The sequence below is a fragment of the uncultured Methanobrevibacter sp. genome (assembly GCF_947169325.1).
Taxonomy (GTDB): Archaea; Methanobacteriota; Methanobacteria; order Methanobacteriales; family Methanobacteriaceae; genus Methanocatella.
This window is the reverse complement of record NZ_CAMVPN010000017.1, coordinates 1-20,247: the sequence shown is the minus strand read 5'-3', so window position 1 is coordinate 20,247 and position 20,247 is coordinate 1. Positions and strand designations below refer to the sequence as shown.

The following is a 20,247-nucleotide window of genomic DNA, read 5'->3' as shown; positions in this document are numbered from 1 at the left end:
TATATGATGATTGTTGGAACTCGCGGAAGTCAATTGGCGCTTGTTCAAACCAAACAGGTTTGTGCAGCATTATCCAAACTTACAGGTGCAGAAATTGACTTGGAAATAATTAAAACCAAAGGAGATAAGATTACCACTTCCCAACTGTACAATATGGATTCAAAAGGTCTTTTCACCAAGGAATTGGACATTGCCCTTTTGGAGGAGGAAGTTGATTTTACTGTCCACAGTTTTAAGGACCTTCCAAGCGAACTTGATGAAGATCTGGAAATCGTTGCAGTTCCAAAAAGAGAATCTCCTAATGAAGTCCTCATATCCAACAAGACATGGGATGAGCTCGGTCCGGGCTCAAAGCTTGGAACAAGCAGCCTGAGAAGGGAAGCGTTCTGCAATCTCTATGAAAAGGACTTTGATTTGAAACCGATTCGTGGAAACATAGAAACCAGAATCGACAAAGCTCTCAACAGTGATTTGGATGCCACCATAATGGCTGAAGCCGGAATCAAAAGATTGAATCTTACAAGATACATCAAGGAAGTGTTCCCATTGGATTACATCACCCCTCCAGCAGGCCAAGGCGCTCTGGCGATAATCACCCGTAAGGATTATGACAAGAAGGACAAGATTGCAAAATTAAATGATTACATCTCAATGCAGGAAGTACTTGCAGAGAAAAAGGTGCTTGAGGAACTTGGCGTGGGTTGCCAATGGCCGATAGGTTCCATAGCACGAATGAACGACAAGGAATTTAATATTTATTCTATATTATTAACTCAAAAAGGAGAAATCCTTAAAGAGCAAACTGAAAAAGGTTCTGTTAAAGATGCGCTTGAGCTTGGCAGGCGTGTTGGAAGAATTTTCGCAGATTATGTTTAAACGGAGGAATTGAAATTGAAAACTGTTAACGTAGGAGTTATCGGAGTAGGAGCTATGGGTGAAAACCACGTCCGTGTATATCACAAGTTGCCTGAAGCCAATCTCATGGCGGTCAGCGACGTTAGTGAAAGGGCACTTAAGAAAATAGAGAAAAAATACGGTGCTAAGGGATACACTGACTATTGCGAACTACTTAAGAATCCAGAAATTGAAGCTGTAAGCGTATGCGTTCCGACCACTTTCCATCATTCAGTGGTTATGGAAGCAATCAAGTGCGGTAAGCATGTCTTGGTTGAAAAGCCTATTGCATTTACATTGAACGAAGCTGAAGAAATGATTGCAGCCGCCAAAGAGGCAGGCGTAATACTTGCAACAGGACATGTTGAGCGATTCAACCCTGCAGTTCAAAAGGCTAAGGAACTTGTTGACGACGGAGTGATAGGGGATGTCGTATCAGCATTTGCAAAGAGGGTAGGACCACTTCCACCTAGAATCAAGGACGTAGGAGTTTCAATTGACCTGGCCATTCACGATTTAGACATTATGAATTATCTGTTTGAAGAGGAAGTCACTCAGGTATACGGATCAATGAACAGCAGCTTCGACGATTCCGAATTTGAAGACCATGCAGAAATCATGGTCAATTTCGACAACGAATCCACAGGAATCATTGAAGTTAACTGGCTGACCCCATACAAGCGCAGAGAACTGGAGCTTACAGGTACAGCAGGAATCATCTCTGTAGACTACATCAAGCAAAGCATAGAAGTGTTCGGTAAGTTTGCACAGGACATTCAAATCAAGCACGAGGAACCTCTTAAAGGAGAACTGACTTCATTCTTAAATGCAGTGGCAAACGGTTTGGAACCTGAAATAACCGGTGAAGACGGATTGAAAGCCCTTAAAATGGTTATTGCCGCTAACAGATCATCCAAAGAACATAAACCAATCAGTTTTGATGAACTTTAAATGTGTGATACTATGAAACAAAAACTAATCGATAAGGCTCAAGAATTAAGGCAACACGGTTTCACCACCGGTGAGATTGCCGATGAACTTAATGTAAGTATGGACACCGCAAGATGGTTGACCCTTCAAAAGCAATCCGAAGTGAAAGTTGAAGCCCCAGTGGACTTTGCAATCAACTGGAAAAGCATTGGTGGAAACTCAACACGTTTAAGCTATGTTTCAGGTGCACTAAGTGACATGGCATTGGCACACGGAGAAGCTGACGTCGTATGTGGAATTGCAGTTAGCGGAATTCCATTTGCAACCGTGATGGCTGACTTTATGGAGGAAATGACTGGAAATGATGCTTCACTTGCTATTTTCCACCCTAACAAACACAGAAAGGCCAACGATGAAACCGATGACGAAGGTACAATCAGTACCAACTTCGGAACCGTGGAAGGCAAGAAGGTAGTCATTGTAGATGACGTCATCACCAGTGGAAAAACCGCAAAAGAAGTCATCCACACCGTAAAGGATTTGGGCGGAGAACCTACATGCGTTACTGTCCTAATCGATAAGGCAGGACTTTCCGAAATCGAAGGAGTTCCTGTAGACTCATTAATCAAAGTTAGTAGATTATAAATCTACTACAACTTTTCTTATTTTAACCTAACCATCAAAATGCTTTAAGAAACTCATATTCTTAAGGACATTTATCTTCAAAAGTACCTTTTTGATGCTGCAAGCAATTACTTTAATAAACATTACCAAACAGATTTAACATTACACTTGATACCATGAACATCATACTGCTTCAAAACATGTCAATAATACTGATTACTGCCGTAATCGTATTGTTGATATTCAACAAACTGAAACTGCCGACAATGATTGGGCTATTTATTACAGGCATTGTCTTAGGCCACGCCATCAACGACACCACACTGATTTCAAGCCTTTCAGAACTGGGAGTAATATTTCTGCTTTTCATTATCGGACTTGAGTTTTCCGTCGAGAAGTTCTCAACAATCAAGCGCTATGCGCTGATTGGAGGTATACTTCAGGTAACATTAACGACCGCACTTACATGCCTTCTGGGACTGTTTTTAGGTCTTGAGTGGAAATCATCATTATTTTTAGGATTTCTGGTTGCATTCTCATCAACAGCAATCGTCATGAAGGTCATGCAGAAAAAGCACATCACACACTCCGCACAGGGAAGGGTCACACTTGGAATACTGATATTTCAGGACATTGCCGTTATTGTAGTCATCCTGATAACCCCTCTTCTTGGAGGCCAGAGCCTTGAGATAAATGCCCTGCCGGAACTCATAATAAAGATTGTGGGGCTGGGAGCGCTTATTTTTATCGGAGCGAAATGGTTCATCCCATTGGCCTTGCATGATGCTGCCCGGACAAAAAACAGGGATCTGTTCATGATTCTGACACTTTTCATCTGTATGGGAACAACATTTGCAACAAGCCTGATTGGAATCGGCCCTGAACTTGGAGCGTTTCTTGCAGGACTTCTGATTTCAAATACAGAATACTCACATCAGACCTTAGGTTACGTGCAGCCGTTTCAGGACGTGTTCTTAAGCCTGTTTTTCATAAGTATAGGTCTGATGGTGAATCTGCATCTCTTCCTATACAATATCGTTGCAATAGTCGCATTGACATTGGCGATACTTGTCATCAAATTTGCGGCAACGATGATTACCGGAATGACACTGAAGCTACCGACAAAAGTCTCCATAAGCATTGCACTTCTTCTAAGCCAGATTGGGGAATTCTCATTTGTCCTTGCACGTGAAGGAATGACATACGGCCTTATGACAAACCGGTTCTTCTCGGTATTTCTGGGCGTGAGCATACTTACCATGTCCCTTGCGCCGTTCATGGAAAAGATGACCCCTAAAATCGTCAGGGCATTTTCAAAAATCAGCTACTTCAAGGTCGACGACGAACTCAAGACCCTGCCTGAAGAGCTTGAGGAAGCACAGGAGATAACCGATCACGTTATTCTGGTAGGTATGGGAAGAAACGGCAAGCAGATGGCAAAGGCATGCAGCCAGTTCAGGATTCCTTACCGTATCGTGGACATGAATCCCGTCATCGTTGAAAACCAGCAAGCCCTTGGAATTCCAATCATCTACGGAAAGGCATCAAACGAAAGCGTCCTCAAGGAGCTCAACATTACCGAAGCCTTATGCATCGTCATATCCGCTTCGACATATGAGGAAACCCTCAAGACAATCGATACCGCCCGCAGACTGAATCCGGACATCCACATCATCGTGCGTACAAGGTATCTGAGAAACATCGACGAGGTCATTGAAGCCGGAGCCGATGAGGTGATTCCTAAAGAGTTTGAAACAACAATCATGATGTTCACCCGTCTGATGGACTATTACAACAAGGACATCGATGAGATTACCGATGCCGTAAACGATTTGAGGTCTGACAACTACGACGCTTTCCGTACAGTCAGCACAGAGGACATCACTTCATATCTCAACTACAAGTACACCGACCTTGAAATCGATTCCCTAAGAGTGTCTGAAAATGCACATCTGGAGGATTTCCCATTTGAAGAGCACAGCCTGAAGGTGACAGGAGTAGTTCGTGGCGAAGACACATTCATTGAAGTTAAACCTGACTTCAAGTTCCTGGAAGATGATTTGATACTCTTCATCGGACACCGCGAAAACATAAATGCATTTTTTGAAAAGGTTTAAATACTATTGGGCACAATATATACACAAGGTGATAATATGTATATAACCGTGACTGCTTTTGATAATCTATATGGCTCAAAGCCATTGAAACTAAACGGCATAGTCAAGCTGGTCAAGGAACCTACCAACCACTACGACACCGAAGCCATAGCCTGCGAAATGAGGCACTTCGGCAAAATAGGCTATGTCGCAAACAGTACCAGAACCGTTGTCATAGGCTGCATGAGTGCAGGAAGAATATATGATAAGATAACCGATGTCTACTTTGCAAGAATCCAGTTCATAACCGGAACAACTGCAATAGCAAAGGTATTAAGCTCAGACGAATACATAGAAGAGCTTGAAAACAAGGAAAGTGACATACACTACCTTTGCGAAAACCCATCAGAAATCGACATCGACTACATTAAAAAGAATCTTTAGAGGTGATATCATGCTAAGTGCACTTAATGAGCAAATTGAACTGTTGGACGCCCAGGTGAAAGAAAACGTTGCAATAATTCCAATAAAAACACCGATCAACTACAAGTTCGACATATTGACACTGAAAAAGGGATTCGAACTTGGGCTTGCAGAAGTCAAGGAATGCGAACATTCAACCGTAAACACACTGATTGTTAAAAACAACTCCATAACACCACTTCTACTTGTGGACGGTGAAGAAATCGTTGGAGGAGACCAGAACAGGATAGTCAGCGAAACAATCCTTGTGGCACCTCAAAGCGAGATTAAAGTGCCTGTGAACTGCACCGAACAGGGCAGATGGAGATACGAAAGGGAATTTGTGCATTCAGAGTATATGGCAAATTCAAAAACACGCTTTGCAAAGGCAGCCAGCCGCCACAGCGGCCATAACATGCAAAGGGAAGTCTGGAAGTCAATCCATGACCTTGAAAACTCAAGGAACTTCCTATCCGAAACCCATGCTATGAGCGAAAGCTACGAAAACATAAAAAGTGAGCTGGATGTAAGCGAATTTGAAGTCATCGACGGACAGACTGGCGTTTTGGTGATAATCGACGGTGAAATAAAAGGATTTGAACTTTTCTTCAACTCACAGATTTATTCAGAATACCATGAAAAGATCATAAAAAGCTATCTCATCGACGCCGAGATTAACGATTCCATTTTTGCAATCAACATTGACGAAGCCAAAAGCTACATTGCAACTGCAATCGACAGCGACTTTAGAGAAATTCCAAAAACAGGCCTTGAAACATCCTATGAGTTCAAAAACCCCGATGGAATCGGAACAGTCACCTCATACGAGGATGAAATAATTCACCTCTCCTACTTCTCCAAAAAAGAGGATGAGAGTGGTGTTGAAAACGAGAATACAAAAGAGGACATTGACATCATAGTCTGATGTCCAATTCCCTCATCATCAAATCTATTTTTTTATTTAATCTTTTCCTGTTTTTATCGATTTCCATTTTTTGGCTCTTAAGGTCTTCAAGCCTTATGAATTCCCCTTCAAAGGTGTCGACATATCTTGAAATGGACAGGTTGAAGTCGTTGTCCCTCAATTCAAATAGGGTGACAACATTGGAGAACTTGTCAATGACCTTCTTATTGTTATATGCATCGAGAACCTTTGATATTGTACCGTCTGAGAGAAGGAGGTTCTTTTTGAATGAACCTGGAAGGATATATCTTTCCCTTTGGGTCTTGAAATCCTTTGAAAGGTCAATGAATGTGATTTTATCAGTGTTTCTGTTTTTCCTGAATACCATGATTATTTCAAGGCCTGAAAGTTTAGGAAGCCTTGAAAGCTCGTTTGGAACTGATATTACTGCATCGACATAGTTCTTCTCAAGTGTCAGGAATTTCCTCAATGTCTCAAGGGAGTTCTTGACCAGGAAGCTGTGATGCATGCTGACCACCATGATACCCTCGTCTTTAAGGCTGTTGATCATGTTTATCAAAAAGAGATATTCGCTTTCCTTTAAGGACTCATATTCGCCGACGAACTGGGCGTCCAAATCCAAATCAAGGTCCATCTTGTCTATGAGGTTTTCAAGGGCAACATTCAGTTCGCTGTTCTGCTCAAATGAATTCTCATCAATGTTGAGCTGGTCGCTCAAAAGGGACTTGACCTGATTCACCTTATTCTGCTTTAAAAGCTCATAGCTCTGGTTGATGCTTAATCTTTTGAGATTTTTGGAGGTGATTGGCGGAAATCTTGACATGATTACGTCAAACTTGAGTGACAAGTCCTCAAGAGGCTCAAAAGGACTTCCGAACTCGGAGCAAACGTGGTTCAAATCAAAGCCATATACCAGAAGCTTTATCAGACTGCAGCAGTAGCTGAACTCATCCTGGGCCTTGGCGTAGGTGTTTTTCCATGGGAACTCGCAGTCAGAATAGAGGTTGATTAAAAGTGATGCGTCGTTTAAAAACGGATTGAAGACATCAACAGGATTTTTAACCCTTGATGATACGATTGATGATATTAAAAAGTTGAGATAATCAGGATCGTGGTCGACATCAATCAGCTTGGACTGGCATACCCTGTCAAAGACCTTCTCGAATGGGAAATCCTTTTCGGAAATGTTTAGCTTTGAGATTGCAAATATGATTTCCTTTACGATTAGATGATTGGGATTTGTGAATTCGAACTTGTTGAAGTTGATGACATGGTCGCACTCGGAGAATATGAAGCTGAAGTATTCCCCATACTTTGAATCCTCCCCAAACTCGATATGGTTACGGAATGCTGAATAGAAAGGATGCATGAAAAAGCGGTCATGATAATGCTCTTCGACGACATTATCGATGAAGAAATCAGGCCTGTCGATGAAAAATCCAAGCTCATCCAATGCTTCCTTTTTGAGATGCTCCATTACTATTTCATTGCCGTATGCCTCATTTAATGTAATTGACTTTTGGCGGCAGAAGGTTGAAATGTGGCATTTGAGCTTATCTGAGCAGTACTTGAATAAAAATGAGTATATTATGAGGTAGCGCACTTCTATAGACGGGTCCATCTGTCGCATTTTGGAGCTGATTGAGCGAAGCAATCTGAAGTTGTTGGAAGGTTTTTTTCTGTTCATCTAATAATCCCCCCATAGCTTGTTTAGGATTCCTTCCTTGAGGTTCTGGTCATATTCAACAAGTTTCATGTCCTCAGCTATCTTTTCGTTTATTGTATCGAGAAGCCTGCCGTGTTTCACCTGTGTTTCATAGTCCGGAACAATCAGCTTGAGCTCCTTGATCTGCCTTATGGAGATGTGCGGAATTCTCTCTGAACTTTCGAATTCATAGAGCTGTTTTTTGACATGGGCGTTTGTCAAAAGGTGGGCTATAAAGGAAGGGTCGAAACCTTCCCTTAAGCGGATGATGGCGATTCGGTCACTTATGACGAGACCTGGCTGGCCTACACAAACAACGTCATACGGATAGGGCATTTTCATCAGTATGTCGCCTGGATTGGTTAGATGGTGTGGTTTTATGCTTCCGGCAGCAAGTCTTATTTTCTCGAAATCCTTCAGGACCCCGTCCTTCTGGATGGATCTCTGAACTATCACTTCACATTCCTCACCTGCTTCGGAGAGGTATCTTCTGTAAGACATTCCGGTCAGCACATCGGCGATGTCTTTTAGTTTTACTTTGTTCATGTTAGGCCTCTAAATTTGGTTTTTAGGTTCCGAACACCTCTGTCGGAACCTGATTTGCACCGATGTGCCTTGCCCACATGGAAATGTGGTGGGGCACGTCATGGTACTCTTCGATATATGTGAAAAAGGTTGCCCTTTTCCACAGCATATACATGGATTTGAACAAGGCGAGTTGGCTGAAATAAGCATGTTTGCGGTTGTATGACTTTTGCCATACCTGAAGCTCCTGAATGGAGAGAAGGTGTTTTATCTCCCTTCGAAGCCTGTCCATCTCTCGGTAGTCTGGTGATGATTCGAGATTAAGGCTGTAATACTTATTTTGAAACTCCTTTATTTTTCTGTTCAATAGCAATTCTCTCTCATAATACTTGTTGTTCTTGTGGTGGCGTCTCATTTTAACCTCTTACTGATACAGTCCACCTACATCGTCAAGAAGCGGGGTTTCCTGCACATCTGACACTTCAACCTTTTCAGCTGAGACTCCTCCGATGACTCCAACGCTTTGGATGTTGTCCTTGAGGACAGCTGTTGAGGTTATGCCAGGTCCCTGTGGGGAGAGCACAAACAAATCCAGGAATGTTTCGTCTTCACCTACAATGAATGCAGGTTCGATAGGTTCTGAGGATTTTGTTTGAACCTTAATCAGGATATGCTTTGCCTCGCTTTCTCCTTCTATTCCAATTTCCTGCCTGATGGTCTCGTCCAGGCTTTTAACTTTGTCGCTCCAGTTGATTGATGAATGGTTGCTCATATTTATCACGTCCTACTATTTTTAATATTCCACGTTACTGTGGTGGCATTCGACTGTCTTTTTTAGAAATAAAATTTCTAAACCAATTGCATTTTTTAAGAAAATTACAATTTGTAATAATAAGTTGTATTAAATAGTATATAAAACTTTCGGATTTTCAGAGAATTTTTTTTGGAAAATACAACATATTACTACTGCAAGTAACTATATGAACCAAATTATATATAAACTTTTTGCATTTTTTAAGAAAAGTCACAAAAGTGCAGATGCACAGACTCACCAATGTGAAAAATAAAAAATGAGATTAGGCACACTAAACGTTAAAGATGGCATGGTTACGGTGGATTTTAAAAAAATAGAAAAACAAGCCAAAGAATTACTCTTCAGCTTCATCATTTTTTGTTTCTTTCTTCTTGTCGACAATAACCATCTTCTGGTTTTCCTCATCGACTTCCATTACAATAGGTTCGCCTTCGACTGCACCTGGATCCTTTTCAACGCATTCCTTGATTTTAGCATTGATTGCACCTGTGTCCTCAGTATCGATTAGGTCAATGATTTCAAGCTGGTTCTGGAACCTCTCGATTCCATCCAAAGGAACGTTTTCAACGAAAGGAATCGCACCGGTAGCTCCGATGATCTTCTTCTTGTCAGGGTCTGCACCGTTTTCATACAGTGCCTTGATGCTCTGACCGGTAATGTGGCCCTGCACTTCAGCACCTGTAACAATCAGGAAACGGATGTTCGGATTTGAGATGATGTTTGCGACTACTTTTTCTATACCTAGGTTTTCGGTTTTGCATGGTCCTGCTATAGCTGCACCGGATAATTCCGCTTCGATGTGAGAAGCAAGGGTTGTTACTGCAACCGGACTTTCAGGGTCCCCTACAATGTAATCCCCACTGATTACTGGCCAACCATCTGCAGGAGCTTTTTTATCAGCCATGATTTAATCCTCCTATTAAATAGTATAATTTAAAATATATTTTAGAAATATTTAAGCATTTTGTAATTTTAAACTAAAAAGATTATAACTTTGAAAAACAAAGCATAAATGATGAACGTTAATGTCAATGCATTCTATTTTATAAACAACAGCCTGCAGAATCCCTTTTTTGATGCAGTGATGCCCACCTTAAGCAATGCCGGAGGCTTTCTGACACTTTTGGCACTGTGCATTCTGGCAGTGATAGCATCCAAATATCTCAAAAGGGAAAAATGCCTTGAGATAGCTAAGCTGTGCCTGTTTGCCCTTATCCTATCAGGCATAATTGCGGGATGTCTCAAACTTTGCTTCCACTCCCCTCGACCGTTTACCGTATTGGCAAACGTTCGCCAATTGGTGATTCCTACAGAGCCCAATTCATTTCCTTCAGGACACACATCATCAACACTTTCCGTGGTTACCGTCCTTGTCTGGAAACTCAGAAAGCATAAGCTCATTTGCGGGTTATTGATTTTGTTTGCATTTCTAATCGGCTTTTCAAGAATCTATGTGGGAGTCCACTATCCTCTGGACGTCATTACTGGTGCCACAGTAGGAATAATAAGTGGAGTGATTGTTTTAGTAATCAAAAAGCGTTTAGAAGTAAAGCTCTGAAGGCTTTCCGATGTATTCGAAATCGTCCTTGTTGTCAAGGTACTTGACTCCGATGACCTTCTTGTCCGGAAATACTGTCACAACGCTCATTCCGTCATTGACGTCAATGACTATGACCTTCTTTTTATCTCCGCTTTCGGCTTCGATTTTTATGATTTCATCATTCCGTACCAATTTCGGTTCCTCAAATTCTGCTCCAACATCTGTTGAAAACCAGTGCTGAGGCAACTTTACCCTTATTCCTAAATCATCCAATACGTCTTTTACGTGCATAATTAACACTCCTTGAACTAATTTTAATTTGGAATATATTTAAAGATTTTGTCACTATGTAAGGGTTAAAAGTAGTTTAAAATTGCATTCACCATGTAAAATTGACCTGAAAGCCAACAAATTAAAATACTGAAAATGACTGGAGCAGACATTACAAAAGACTTCTAAACCAGAAAGTGTATCTTGGATTTGTCCAGATCATCAGGAGTGTGAGGCTCAGGCTGCTTTTCGATGCTACCCAAAGCCATGATTCCAACGATCCTGTAATGGTCATCCACACCGACGATTTCCCTTACGACCTCTTCAGCGTCTGTGCCGTCCTTGTCCCTCAAGTGGATTTGAACCCAGCAGCTGCCAAGCCCCAAATCTGTTGCCATGAGATGCATGTATGTAAGCGCAATTGAGGAATCCTCACACCATGTGTCAGCAACGAATGTGTCTGCAAGAACGACTATTGCCTTGTCTGCCCCTGCCAGAAGTTCGGCACCATGATTTTTGGCACCTGCAAGTTCCTTCAATGTTTCTTTTCTTTCAACGACTAGGAAATTGCATGGCTTTCTGTTCATGCTGGTCGGTGCCAAAAGTGCTGCCTTGAGTATCTTGTCAAGTTCCTCTTTTGTGATGGCTTCGTCGGTGAATTTCCTTGAGCTTCTTCGCTTATACATTACGTCCATGAGTTCCATGATGGAAGTTATGTTTTAAAGAATATAAAAAAGTAGTGCTAGTAATAGTTGTCCAGTCTGAGAATCTCCTCATAGACCCTTTTTGAATTGTTCCTGTCACGGTACTTGAAGAATTCGTCAACCCTTTTCTGGTAGACGTCATCCATCCTACAGCCGTTTTCAACTATGTTTAGTATGTCACGTCTGATTTCCTCATGTGTCCTTGCAACCGGTCCGAAACCGTCCCGTTCATACTTGAAGTAGGCACTGTCGACGTCAAAGTGATAGTTGTTGTCGAACTGATAGTAGATCAGCGGCTTTTTGAGATATGCAAAATCGAATGCGATTGAAGAGTAGTCCGTGACAATCAGGCTTGCAGTGTTGAATGTCTCGGTGTAGTTTTCAAGATTGAGGTCAAATGTAACGTCCGGATGTGTGGTGAACGTATTTATGAACTTGTGGAGGTTTCTGTGAGGCTTGAAGATTACCTTGTATCCCTCCTTTTTAAGGCAGGATATGAGCTCGTCATCGGTTATCAGCTCATTGAAAACCTTATAGAAGTTGCTTTTGACGAAATCTGAGGCTGACAACTGGTCAAGATACCTTCTCCATGAAGGCATTATGACTATCTCCTTTTTCGGATTGTTTTCAAGCCTGTCGAATCTGGGAAAGCCCAACGTTTTTATTATGTCCTGTGAGTATCCGTAGTCCGGATTTTTGAAGGAATCCTTTTCCCTGTCAGATACGGTTACAAGCATCGCCAGAGGTTTGTCAAAGTCATTGAGCCATTCGGCCACATTGTCCTTTGTAACCCCGTGCTGCAGGAACACTGTTTTTGATTTCGTAAGCCCTGCCAGGTGAGGGTAGTTTCCCCAGAACGGATAGATCAGCGTATTATCGGGATGGGATGTGATTAAGAACTCGCAGGCCATCGTGTAGAGCCTGTGCTTAAGTGAACGGTAAGGCAAGACATTTCCTATTTTCTTTATGTCCTTGTAGTGGTCGCTTTCCTTTCCCATTCCCAAAAACCTTCTCAATTTGTGGATTTTGGATGCCACAAGATAATCATAATCGCTTTCAAGAGCCTTGTCAAGTACAAAATAGCATTTGATGTCAGATTTTTGGGAAGTCGCATACCTGAAAAGCTCAAGCGAATTGTCTCCTGCAACCTGGGGCAGGTCCATGAAAAGCCAGATATGCTTTCGCCTGAAGAAAGGATAGTGCATAATGTTCAATGCCCTTAGGAAAATTCCTGTTCTCCATCCCTGTGAACGGTTGGCGAACATGTTTCTTATGTTGTTGAGCTCAAGGGACAGTGTCTTTGAAACAGTCTTTTTGATAATCTGGATTTCATTTCCGTTGTCGATTGCAAGATGATTCTTTGAAAGCTTGTAGTGTGAAACATCATTCAGCCTTGAAGTGTGATTGTACTCGATGTTCAAGTCTGCATTCTGGCTTTTGAAGGTTATTTTTGAGTTTTCCTTGAATTTAAGTGTGACCTTGAAGCAGTGGTTGTAAGCATAGTTGAAGCTTAAGGAATAGTTGTCACGCTGAGGATAGCTTACAGGAGTTGTTTCAACCTCCTCGCCGTCGATGACAGCAGTGATTTTTGTATCTTTTGTGAAGTTTGTAAGAATTCCTGAAATTTCAACCTCATGGTCGTTTTTGAATGCGAAATTGTCTATGAAAATTGAGTTCAGCTTGAAGTTGTCATTGACGTCAGCCTTGTTGTCAAGATAGCTCCAGCCGTACCTCTTCATCAGAATCACATGTGCCTTCAGGTGAGCCGGAATTGAAAGCTGGTTTAAGATGACATCCTCATCAATATAAGTCAATATCTCAAGGATATTTTCATAAAGCTTGCGGATTTCTGCCTCGTCAAGCAGATTGTCGATTTTCCTGATTTCCACAATCCACTGAAGGTCATACATGAGAACATATTGGATGAACTTTGGAACCTTTCCGTCCTTTTCGGCATAATCTATCAGCTTGAAGAAGTACTCGTCAATCCTTGTTGTAAAATATGTACGGGTATTTGCCGAAGAGGTAATCAATGAGTTTTGCGTTCCGTCCTTTCTGTAGTTGTATGCGTCAGTTGAGAGAAATCCGATTTTAGGATTTTTCAAAAGCATCTGGTTTATCAGAAGAGCATCCTCTGAAACCCTCAGGTTATTGTTGAAGCTGTAGTTTTTTATTGTTTTGGCCCTTATGAATGATGAGGGGCCTGAAAGCTGAATGTATGCTGGATGCTTTTCAAGGTCGATTACCTGATCTGTTTTGAATTTGAAATTCAGGTTGTGGGGACCCCTTTTGACCCCGAAGTAATAGATTGGAATGGAGACCATGTCAATCTCCTCATGATTCCTTAAAAAATAGTCTGCATGCTTGAATGCATATTCTGAAATTGTATCGTCCGAGTCGAGGAAATTGATGAATTCACCATCTGCATGCTCAAGACCAACATTTCTTGAATATGCAGGACCCATATTCTTTTCATTGCTAATCAGGACGATATTGTCCGGATAATCGCTTTGGTATTTCTCCAGAATTTCCAGAGTATTATCTGTGCTTTTATCATTAACGATGACCATCTGGATATTTTTCCTGAAATCAAGACTCTGGTTAATGATTGAGTCAATTGCTTCGGCAATATAATCCTGCTTGTTGAAAACTGCCATTACAACTGAAAACTTAAAAGCCAAATTTAATTCCTCCTATACTATATATAAGATAGGTATATTATTTAAACAATGCCATCATTATTATCAAAACAACAATAATGGCACAATGCACACGAATTGAAAGCTTTTTAGAAAATAGAGATGATTTACATTTAATGGACATTAACATTGAAGTTATGCACAAATGTTATGTTAAAGTCAGATACAGCTTTCACAATAGCTTCTGCAAATCCCACTGGAAATTCAAATGCCAGTAAGTCCTTTAACCGATTTTTCAATTTTTCCATTTGTCGGACAAATTTTCCTGGCGAAATGCTTCAATAAACGATTGATTAAACATGAAGTTATATTACAAAATGTCAATAATATCAATCGATTCTTTCATATTCTAGATATTGCGAGATAATCGAAGTTAATGATTCTAGCCAATCTATACCAAAACCTGAATTAATTTCAGTTTATCGGATTTTTTGAAAATGTGTGAAAATTTCATTTTTCGATTTATCCTTCATTGAAAAAACCGCAGAGATTGACACATCAGCAAAGCAGATTGACAGAAGCCGGCAAAGTTTTTGCCATATCTATCATCTCTTCAATTAAACATGACATCATTGATGAAAAGCAGCAAACAGGACATATATGATATGCATTAAATCCCCAAATTGGATTAAAAAATTCATGTTAAAAAAGCTTTATAAGCTAAAATAATTGAAAATAAAAAATATGAAAGCAAAATACACACATAAATTTATAATATACAATAAAAAACGAATTGAAGACAACCATAATGGATTAGTGGAAAAATTAGCTGATTTTGATAGTGAAGCAATTCCAAAAGATTTTCTCGAAAATCTCCTTGAAAACTCCCAAATGTTTAGAGAAAAACGTCGTGAGTTCTACCGCAGAAATCCAACCAGCATGTGCACCATCGATGAGATACTGCCATACAGCGAGGAAACAAATGTGGAAACCAACAAGGTACTGGCATTCGTGCATAAATATGGTGAATTCGGAGATTTGATAGTTGGAATCGATTACTTCAACGGCGAAGAGGAATACATTGAAAAATATTTCTCGGTCAATGATGCAAGCTATTTCGGAGGATTACGTGAGATTTATCCAAGAATAGTGCTATGGTACTATTACGGATTACACGGCAATGACTTGGACATATTTCTGAATGACAACAGCCTGGAGCATCTAATCTAAAACCACATTAACGGTTGGGATTTGGAAAGTGGAATGTTAATGTGAAATCATCTTACGGCAAACCTGTTTTTGCCTGAAACCAAAAAGGTGGACCATATATAGTCAACTATATCATCAGGATCGCTAAAGCCGTTCAAATCAGATTCTATGTCATCGAAATTCAAAGTGTCATCTTCAATGCTGTAAACGAATAGGTCTGAATCGGACTTTGACATCTTTGCGATTTCCTCCTCTCCCCATCCAAGATTGGAATGGGGCGTCCAGAAAGTCTTTTCATGAATGATTCGAAGCGGCGCTCCGCCTGAGGTAGTGTTTGAGCGGACTGTCTTGTTTGAAACTATGCTTCCAGCACCGATGATTGCTCCTGAACCTATTTTTGATCCCTTGAAGATCATTGCGTTCTGGCCGAACCAGACATGGTCACCCACATAGATGCTTCTTGCGTAGTTGAGGCGTTCCTTTGAATCCTCATGATATATGCAGTGCCCATCGGATGTTCTGAAAATAACATTGTATGATATGAAGCATCCATTGCCCAGAACGATGTTTTTGGCTTCTGATAGAACAAAGCTGGTTCTTCCGTTGAAGAAGTTGTCCTTTCCGATGAAGCATACGTTGTTCTTGTGAAGGGAGATGTTGACCGAATAGTCATGGGAGTTGCTTGAAAGGTATAGAACGGAGTTGTCCATGTTGAAATCAATTCTGGAGTTCCACAGGTGCACTCCCTCTTCACAGATTAGAATGTTGTTTTTGCCGGTGAAATTAATCTGTGAGTCCGTAAGTGTTGGAAGCTCCCCAATAAACTCGTTTTCATCTAAATCAAGAAGTTGATTTGCATCCCTTATCTGCACGACAGTTCACCTTAAAAATAAGTATTTTCTATAGATATTTTGTTTTAGGGATTATATAACCATTTTCAATTGAAGGAGTGGAAATGACAATTCATTTCCAGAAGTCAATTTCGGCTTCGTCGAGGCCTATCGAACTTGCCTTGAAAACCGGGTCGATTCCCTGTTTCTTTTGAGCCTCGTAATCCTTAAGGCATCTTAAGGCCGTTTTTCCCATAACCATACATGTCGGAAGATTAATCAGAGTCATGAGCCCCATTGTGATGTCCGCCACAGCCCATGCCGCATCCATAGGAATGATGGCTCCCACAAAAATGACTACTGTAGCAGCGATGTAGAATATGTCCATGAAACTTTTGGAAGGCTTTTTCTTGCCGTTCATGAAAATCAGCGCGTTGTCCACGTAATAGAGGTTTCCAAGAAGTGTTGTAAATGCAAAGAGAACCATAGCTACCGTGATGAAAATTGGTCCTGCCTGGCCGAAGACTGTTGAAATGGCATTCTGCACATATGGCGCTCCTGAAACCGCAGCATCCCTTGCAACCCCTGTTGAAAGACACATCAAGGCAGTAGCCGTACATAAAAGCAGAGTGTCAATGTATACTGACAATGTCTGAACAAGTCCCTGCTTTGCAGGGTGTGACACCATAGCTGATGCTGATGCGTTCGGAGCGGAACCCACACCGGCCTCGTTTGAAAAGAGTCCCCGCTTGATTCCATATACTAGACATGAGCCTAAAATTCCCCCTGCTATGGATTGGAAGTCAAAGGCATCCTGGAATATCAGAAGAAACATTGCAGGAATGTTTTGATAGTTGAAAAGTATTACAATCAACGCCAATATTACATATGAGAATCCCATGAGAGGAACTACAGTGCTTGTAACCTTGACAATCCTTTTTCCACCGCCCAAAAGGCAGTAACCAGTTATGATTGCAAGAAATGCCCCTACAATGACGGAAGTCCATGTCGGATTGTAGAATGAGTAATCGATGAATGTTGACTGGAGATTATATGAGCAGAGGAGGTTGAATCCCACCGCATATGTTGAAATCAGGCATATGCAGAAAAGGATCGCCAGTTTGTGATCGTGAAGTCCCCTTTCGATATAATAAGCTGGACCTCCAAAGAATTGACCGTTTTCATCCTTTCTTTTGTAAATCTGAGCAAGTGTACTTTCGATGAATGCTGAAGATGCACCGATGATGCACATGAGCCACATCCAGAAGCATGCACCAGGCCCTCCAAGGCATAACGCCGTTGAAACACCGATGATGTTTCCTGTTCCCACCCTTGAAGCGGTGGATACAAGCATTGCCTGCAAGGAAGATACCGAATTGTCATCAGCCTTAGGCTCCAGTATGAGCCTCACTGATTCTGGAAGCAATCTGATTTGAACTCCCCTTGTCTTTAATGTAAAATACAATCCCGCCATTGCCATGACGATGATAAGTACCGGACAGTACATGAAATCGTCAATTCCAACCAGTATGCCTAAAAAATCAATCATGAATTCCACCTTTGTTTTGCGTTCAGTGTTTTTTGCAGTTGTTATTTTTCGTACTGGCGTTTTACTTTGAACAGATTGTTATATACTCTAATTTTTAATATTCCAGATATAATAATTTATTGAAAACATTGAATTTTTAAGAGCAATAATAGGAATTTCAGCATAATTCGCCAAAATAGAAATCTCCAGATTAACCCACGACAGAAATGCTTCTTTTAAGATTTCGCAGCCCAAATTTTCACAGTCCCAGCACCCATCAAAAATTTACAATAACAATACAATATTGCATCAACCCAATTAAATTGATTTATATTTAAAATAATACACTTACAAATCATTATTGATTTTTTAAAAATGAAAGATTTATTTATTTGTAAATTAAAGTATAACCACAGATTTTTAATGGAAGTGACGGCATGGCAAATGACATTGACAACGTGAAAAATATCCTGAATCACCTCAAAGAGGACCCTATGAGAATAGGCTACACTGAACATTACCTGGAACAGATTGAAAAGAGAAACATTCCCGAGACCTGCGTTACAGATTTGCTTGAAAACGAAATTCCAAATAAAATCACTAAAATTAATGACCACAGATTTGAACTGCAATACCTTTTGAAAGATTCAGCTGAATTGAAGGTCATCATCACTCATTTTAACCTTAAAAACATTATTCTGATATCCGCTTCATACAAAAACAGTAGCCTTAACACGCCAGCCAACAGTAGGGTCGAACTTGAAGGGATTTACGATTCCGCTTTCGATCTGATTCATATCTACAGCAAGGCCCACTACAGATATGGCCAGACCGTTGAGATAGAAGCCGGCTTCAATATCGATTTTGACTCATGCGGCCACCCGATTGCAGTTGAAATGATTATGGCATCAAAAAAGTTCAAATTGCAGAACAGGCAAATGTCATCAGCATCGATTGAGGGTCAGATTGAAATTACTTCAGAAATTATAAAAATTCGTTTGGAGGCATCTCCCGGTTCCGACATTAACACTCGAGTTTTGGAAAGGGAAGTAGCAAACGAATATATGATTTCCGAGAATGTGTTTGATTTGATTGTATATCCTAAACCAAACAAATAAAATGAGAATTTGGCCAATATCATTTATCATTGACATGAATTTAAATATTCTTCTTCATAATCATACAGTTCATCATCAATTTCAATTTCTTTTACAAATAATTCATTTATCCTTTTTTTATCAGGAATTTTCTTTTTGTTCTTATGGAATAATTCAACAAAAATAAATTTACTTTCTTCTTTATCAAACAAGAAAGTTATTCTAAAACCAGAATTTACACCCTTGTTTATTCCTTCACAACGGAATTTCTTAATTATAAATGCTGGTACAGTCACATAATTTTCTAAACCCGCAATGCGCATGCAAACATGTGACTCAAATTTATCAGATTCCAATAGATGTTGGATTAAAATATCATACAACAGTTTGAAATCACTTTAATTGTAGGGCATGGTGCTTATTGAAAGTTTTTTTAAATTCTTTTTTAAATTTATGAGGATATTCAAATGTATAACCCTTGTACTCAGTCATCATACTCCCTCACAGAATATTCTGGGTCTCTATAAAAAACGGCTTCGTAATTTAATATTTCACCATCTTTTGCTAATCTCCAAGGAATATCACCGTGAGAATATTGACTTATTTCTTCAGAGTAAAAATGAGAAAGCTTATTGATTGTATCATCAATTACTTGAATCTCATCAATCGACAACAAACTGATATCAGGATCGATTAATGAAGAATATTTATATTTTAAATAATTTATAACCCGTTCAGAACTCTCATCTATTTTACCTTCATCAACTAAATCATTAATAGCCTCAAAAAAGTGTGAAGGAACGGGTCCCATTTGTTTTCTAATATAAGTTTCTCCACTAATTGGTTTTTCATATTTCTCATAAAAATCAAAATCAGAGAAATACAATAATTTATATAAAACAACTCTAGCAAAATTATCTTTTGATTGACATCTACTAATTATGTAGTGTATCATTGATTTGAATTTTTCAGAGTCGTATATTATATTTTCATTCATTTCAAAACCCCATTACAGTTTTAAACTTTGAAAAAACTAATTTTACAATATACTATATGGAACTAGACATATAAATAATATCGTTTGACTAGTTTTAATACCCAAGTCTATGCCTTGAAGTTAATATTATTGAAATTTTAATAGTAATTTAGTGTTAATTGTTTAAATATCTTTTTCTTTGCTTTCAGGGCAATTTTACGTAGTGGGAGCAATTTTTATACGAATATTTCTAATACAAAGATACGGAGGGCATTTATCTGGCGAATGATTTTTGAGTAAAAAATTGGAACATCACATGCCAATCCGCATTAACACTTAAAAAGTAAAATATTTAATCAAATTTAAACAAAAATCCCAATTGACAATGAAAATTGTTGAAATTTTTTGGTGAAAAAAAATGAATAAAGGGACTGTCCACTAATTAATTTCTATATTTAATATTTATTGCATGGTAAAAT

General features: G+C 39.8%; 22 protein-coding genes and 1 pseudogene. 11 read left to right on the top strand and 12 right to left on the bottom strand.

Annotation, left to right across the window (positions count from 1 at the left end):
* Positions 1–6: 6 nt before the first annotated feature.
* The 6 genes from hemC (at position 7) to Q0W26_RS04080 (ending at position 5,931) form a co-directional block, all read left to right on the top strand.
* Positions 7–876: a hydroxymethylbilane synthase gene (gene hemC, locus Q0W26_RS04105; RefSeq protein WP_298522739.1), complete on the top strand. Its 870-nt coding sequence runs from the start codon at positions 7–9 to the stop codon at positions 874–876.
* Positions 877–891: 15 nt separating this feature from the next.
* Positions 892–1,845 carry a Gfo/Idh/MocA family protein gene (locus tag Q0W26_RS04100; RefSeq protein ID WP_298522701.1) on the top strand — a complete coding sequence of 318 codons (954 nt, stop codon included), beginning with the start codon at positions 892–894 and terminating at the stop codon, positions 1,843–1,845.
* 12 nt (positions 1,846–1,857) lie between these two features.
* Complete coding sequence (locus Q0W26_RS04095; RefSeq protein WP_298522700.1) at positions 1,858–2,469, top strand: orotate phosphoribosyltransferase-like protein; 612 nt, start codon at positions 1,858–1,860, stop codon at positions 2,467–2,469.
* Between the two features lie 155 nt (positions 2,470–2,624).
* On the top strand, positions 2,625–4,565 hold the full coding sequence (locus Q0W26_RS04090) for a cation:proton antiporter (protein ID WP_298522697.1): 1,941 nt from the start codon (positions 2,625–2,627) through the stop codon (positions 4,563–4,565).
* A gap of 36 nt (positions 4,566–4,601) precedes the next feature.
* Positions 4,602–4,988 (top strand): HIRAN domain-containing protein, encoded by a 387-nt coding sequence (locus Q0W26_RS04085; protein ID WP_298522695.1) that lies wholly within the window; start codon positions 4,602–4,604, stop codon positions 4,986–4,988.
* Between the two features lie 10 nt (positions 4,989–4,998).
* On the top strand, positions 4,999–5,931 hold the full coding sequence (locus Q0W26_RS04080; RefSeq protein WP_298522694.1) for an ARPP-1 family domain-containing protein: 933 nt from the start codon (positions 4,999–5,001) through the stop codon (positions 5,929–5,931).
* Here Q0W26_RS04080 and Q0W26_RS04075 read toward each other — a convergent pair.
* Together Q0W26_RS04075 and Q0W26_RS04070 are read right to left on the bottom strand one after the other, a co-directional pair.
* Positions 5,921–7,618, bottom strand: a complete 1,698-nt coding sequence (locus Q0W26_RS04075) for an N-6 DNA methylase (RefSeq protein WP_298522692.1) — start codon at positions 7,616–7,618, stop codon at positions 5,921–5,923. The genes Q0W26_RS04080 and Q0W26_RS04075 overlap by 11 nt on opposite strands.
* Positions 7,619–7,978, bottom strand: a complete 360-nt coding sequence (locus Q0W26_RS04070; RefSeq protein ID WP_298522690.1) for a restriction endonuclease subunit S — start codon at positions 7,976–7,978, stop codon at positions 7,619–7,621.
* Between the two features lie 24 nt (positions 7,979–8,002).
* Between Q0W26_RS04070 and Q0W26_RS04065 the strand changes: the two genes are divergently transcribed.
* Entirely contained in the window at positions 8,003–8,167 is a 165-nt protein-coding gene (locus tag Q0W26_RS04065) for a hypothetical protein (RefSeq protein ID WP_298522688.1), read from the top strand.
* Positions 8,168–8,204: 37 nt separating this feature from the next.
* Here Q0W26_RS04065 and Q0W26_RS04060 read toward each other — a convergent pair whose 3' ends face one another.
* The 3 genes and pseudogenes from Q0W26_RS04060 to mtrA all read right to left on the bottom strand — a co-directional run.
* A complete protein-coding gene (locus Q0W26_RS04060) occupies positions 8,205–8,528 on the bottom strand; it encodes a hypothetical protein (protein WP_298522687.1) in 324 nt (107 codons plus the stop codon).
* Between the two features lie 57 nt (positions 8,529–8,585).
* Positions 8,586–8,933: a hypothetical protein gene (locus tag Q0W26_RS04055; protein WP_298522686.1), complete on the bottom strand. Its 348-nt coding sequence runs from the start codon at positions 8,931–8,933 to the stop codon at positions 8,586–8,588.
* A gap of 445 nt (positions 8,934–9,378) precedes the next feature.
* Positions 9,379–9,879 (bottom strand): annotated as a pseudogene (gene mtrA, locus Q0W26_RS04050) (tetrahydromethanopterin S-methyltransferase subunit A); the annotation flags it as partial.
* 108 nt (positions 9,880–9,987) lie between these two features.
* Between mtrA and Q0W26_RS04045 the strand changes: the two are divergent.
* Positions 9,988–10,533, top strand: a complete 546-nt coding sequence (locus Q0W26_RS04045) for a phosphatase PAP2 family protein (protein ID WP_298522685.1) — start codon at positions 9,988–9,990, stop codon at positions 10,531–10,533.
* Here the strand turns inward: Q0W26_RS04045 and Q0W26_RS04040 are convergent.
* From Q0W26_RS04040 to Q0W26_RS04030, 3 genes are all read right to left on the bottom strand, one after another.
* A complete protein-coding gene (locus Q0W26_RS04040; RefSeq protein ID WP_298522683.1) occupies positions 10,516–10,806 on the bottom strand; it encodes a hypothetical protein in 291 nt (96 codons plus the stop codon). The two genes, Q0W26_RS04045 and Q0W26_RS04040, sit on opposite strands and share 18 nt — an antisense overlap.
* A 164-nt stretch (positions 10,807–10,970) precedes the next feature.
* A complete protein-coding gene (locus tag Q0W26_RS04035; RefSeq protein WP_298522682.1) occupies positions 10,971–11,489 on the bottom strand; it encodes a nitroreductase family protein in 519 nt (172 codons plus the stop codon).
* A gap of 38 nt (positions 11,490–11,527) precedes the next feature.
* On the bottom strand, positions 11,528–14,170 hold the full coding sequence (locus Q0W26_RS04030; protein ID WP_298522680.1) for a CDP-glycerol glycerophosphotransferase family protein: 2,643 nt from the start codon (positions 14,168–14,170) through the stop codon (positions 11,528–11,530).
* Between the two features lie 490 nt (positions 14,171–14,660).
* On the opposite strand from Q0W26_RS04030, the gene Q0W26_RS04025 reads away from it, so the two are divergent.
* The gene (locus Q0W26_RS04025) at positions 14,661–14,792 is read left to right on the top strand and encodes a hypothetical protein (protein WP_298522679.1); all 132 of its coding nucleotides are present in this window, start codon (positions 14,661–14,663) and stop codon (positions 14,790–14,792) included.
* A gap of 152 nt (positions 14,793–14,944) precedes the next feature.
* Positions 14,945–15,358, top strand: coding sequence for a hypothetical protein (locus tag Q0W26_RS04020; protein WP_298522678.1), 414 nt, complete (start codon positions 14,945–14,947; stop codon positions 15,356–15,358).
* Between the two features lie 47 nt (positions 15,359–15,405).
* On the opposite strand, the gene Q0W26_RS04015 is transcribed toward Q0W26_RS04020, so the two are convergent.
* Positions 15,406–16,209 (bottom strand): acyltransferase, encoded by an 804-nt coding sequence (locus Q0W26_RS04015; protein WP_298522677.1) that lies wholly within the window; start codon positions 16,207–16,209, stop codon positions 15,406–15,408.
* 91 nt (positions 16,210–16,300) lie between these two features.
* A complete protein-coding gene (locus tag Q0W26_RS04010) occupies positions 16,301–17,716 on the bottom strand; it encodes a sodium:alanine symporter family protein (RefSeq protein WP_298522676.1) in 1,416 nt (471 codons plus the stop codon).
* A 416-nt stretch (positions 17,717–18,132) separates the two neighbouring features.
* On the opposite strand from Q0W26_RS04010, the gene Q0W26_RS04005 reads away from it, so the two are divergent.
* On the top strand, positions 18,133–18,813 hold the full coding sequence (locus Q0W26_RS04005) for a hypothetical protein (RefSeq protein WP_298522675.1): 681 nt from the start codon (positions 18,133–18,135) through the stop codon (positions 18,811–18,813).
* A 26-nt stretch (positions 18,814–18,839) separates the two neighbouring features.
* Here Q0W26_RS04005 and Q0W26_RS04000 read toward each other — a convergent pair whose 3' ends face one another.
* Positions 18,840–19,115 (bottom strand): hypothetical protein, encoded by a 276-nt coding sequence (locus tag Q0W26_RS04000; RefSeq protein ID WP_298522674.1) that lies wholly within the window; start codon positions 19,113–19,115, stop codon positions 18,840–18,842.
* Between the two features lie 161 nt (positions 19,116–19,276).
* A complete protein-coding gene (locus Q0W26_RS03995; RefSeq protein ID WP_298522673.1) occupies positions 19,277–19,789 on the bottom strand; it encodes a Panacea domain-containing protein in 513 nt (170 codons plus the stop codon).
* Positions 19,790–20,247 lie beyond the last annotated feature (458 nt).

Excerpts from the sequence above, each read along its gene's own strand:
- Q0W26_RS04065 (WP_298522688.1), top strand. The coding sequence starts at position 8,003 with ATGGTGTGGTTTTATGCTTCCGGCAGCAAGTCTTATTTTCTCGAAATC.
- Q0W26_RS04080 (WP_298522694.1), top strand. The coding sequence starts at position 4,999 with ATGCTAAGTGCACTTAATGAGCAAATTGAACTGTTGGACGCCCAGGTG.
- Q0W26_RS04035 (WP_298522682.1), bottom strand. The coding sequence starts at position 11,489 with ATGGAACTCATGGACGTAATGTATAAGCGAAGAAGCTCAAGGAAATTC.
- Q0W26_RS04075 (WP_298522692.1), bottom strand. The coding sequence starts at position 7,618 with ATGAACAGAAAAAAACCTTCCAACAACTTCAGATTGCTTCGCTCAATC.
- Q0W26_RS04090 (WP_298522697.1), top strand. The coding sequence starts at position 2,625 with ATGAACATCATACTGCTTCAAAACATGTCAATAATACTGATTACTGCC.
- Q0W26_RS04095 (WP_298522700.1), top strand. The coding sequence starts at position 1,858 with ATGAAACAAAAACTAATCGATAAGGCTCAAGAATTAAGGCAACACGGT.
- hemC (WP_298522739.1), top strand. The coding sequence starts at position 7 with ATGATTGTTGGAACTCGCGGAAGTCAATTGGCGCTTGTTCAAACCAAA.
- Q0W26_RS04000 (WP_298522674.1), bottom strand. The coding sequence starts at position 19,115 with ATGCGCATTGCGGGTTTAGAAAATTATGTGACTGTACCAGCATTTATA.
- Q0W26_RS04070 (WP_298522690.1), bottom strand. The coding sequence starts at position 7,978 with ATGAAAATGCCCTATCCGTATGACGTTGTTTGTGTAGGCCAGCCAGGT.
- Q0W26_RS04045 (WP_298522685.1), top strand. The coding sequence starts at position 9,988 with ATGATGAACGTTAATGTCAATGCATTCTATTTTATAAACAACAGCCTG.
- Q0W26_RS04085 (WP_298522695.1), top strand. The coding sequence starts at position 4,602 with ATGTATATAACCGTGACTGCTTTTGATAATCTATATGGCTCAAAGCCA.
- Q0W26_RS03995 (WP_298522673.1), bottom strand. The coding sequence starts at position 19,789 with ATGAATGAAAATATAATATACGACTCTGAAAAATTCAAATCAATGATA.
- Q0W26_RS04040 (WP_298522683.1), bottom strand. The coding sequence starts at position 10,806 with ATGCACGTAAAAGACGTATTGGATGATTTAGGAATAAGGGTAAAGTTG.
- Q0W26_RS04005 (WP_298522675.1), top strand. The coding sequence starts at position 18,133 with ATGGCAAATGACATTGACAACGTGAAAAATATCCTGAATCACCTCAAA.
- Q0W26_RS04010 (WP_298522676.1), bottom strand. The coding sequence starts at position 17,716 with ATGATTGATTTTTTAGGCATACTGGTTGGAATTGACGATTTCATGTAC.
- Q0W26_RS04055 (WP_298522686.1), bottom strand. The coding sequence starts at position 8,933 with ATGAGCAACCATTCATCAATCAACTGGAGCGACAAAGTTAAAAGCCTG.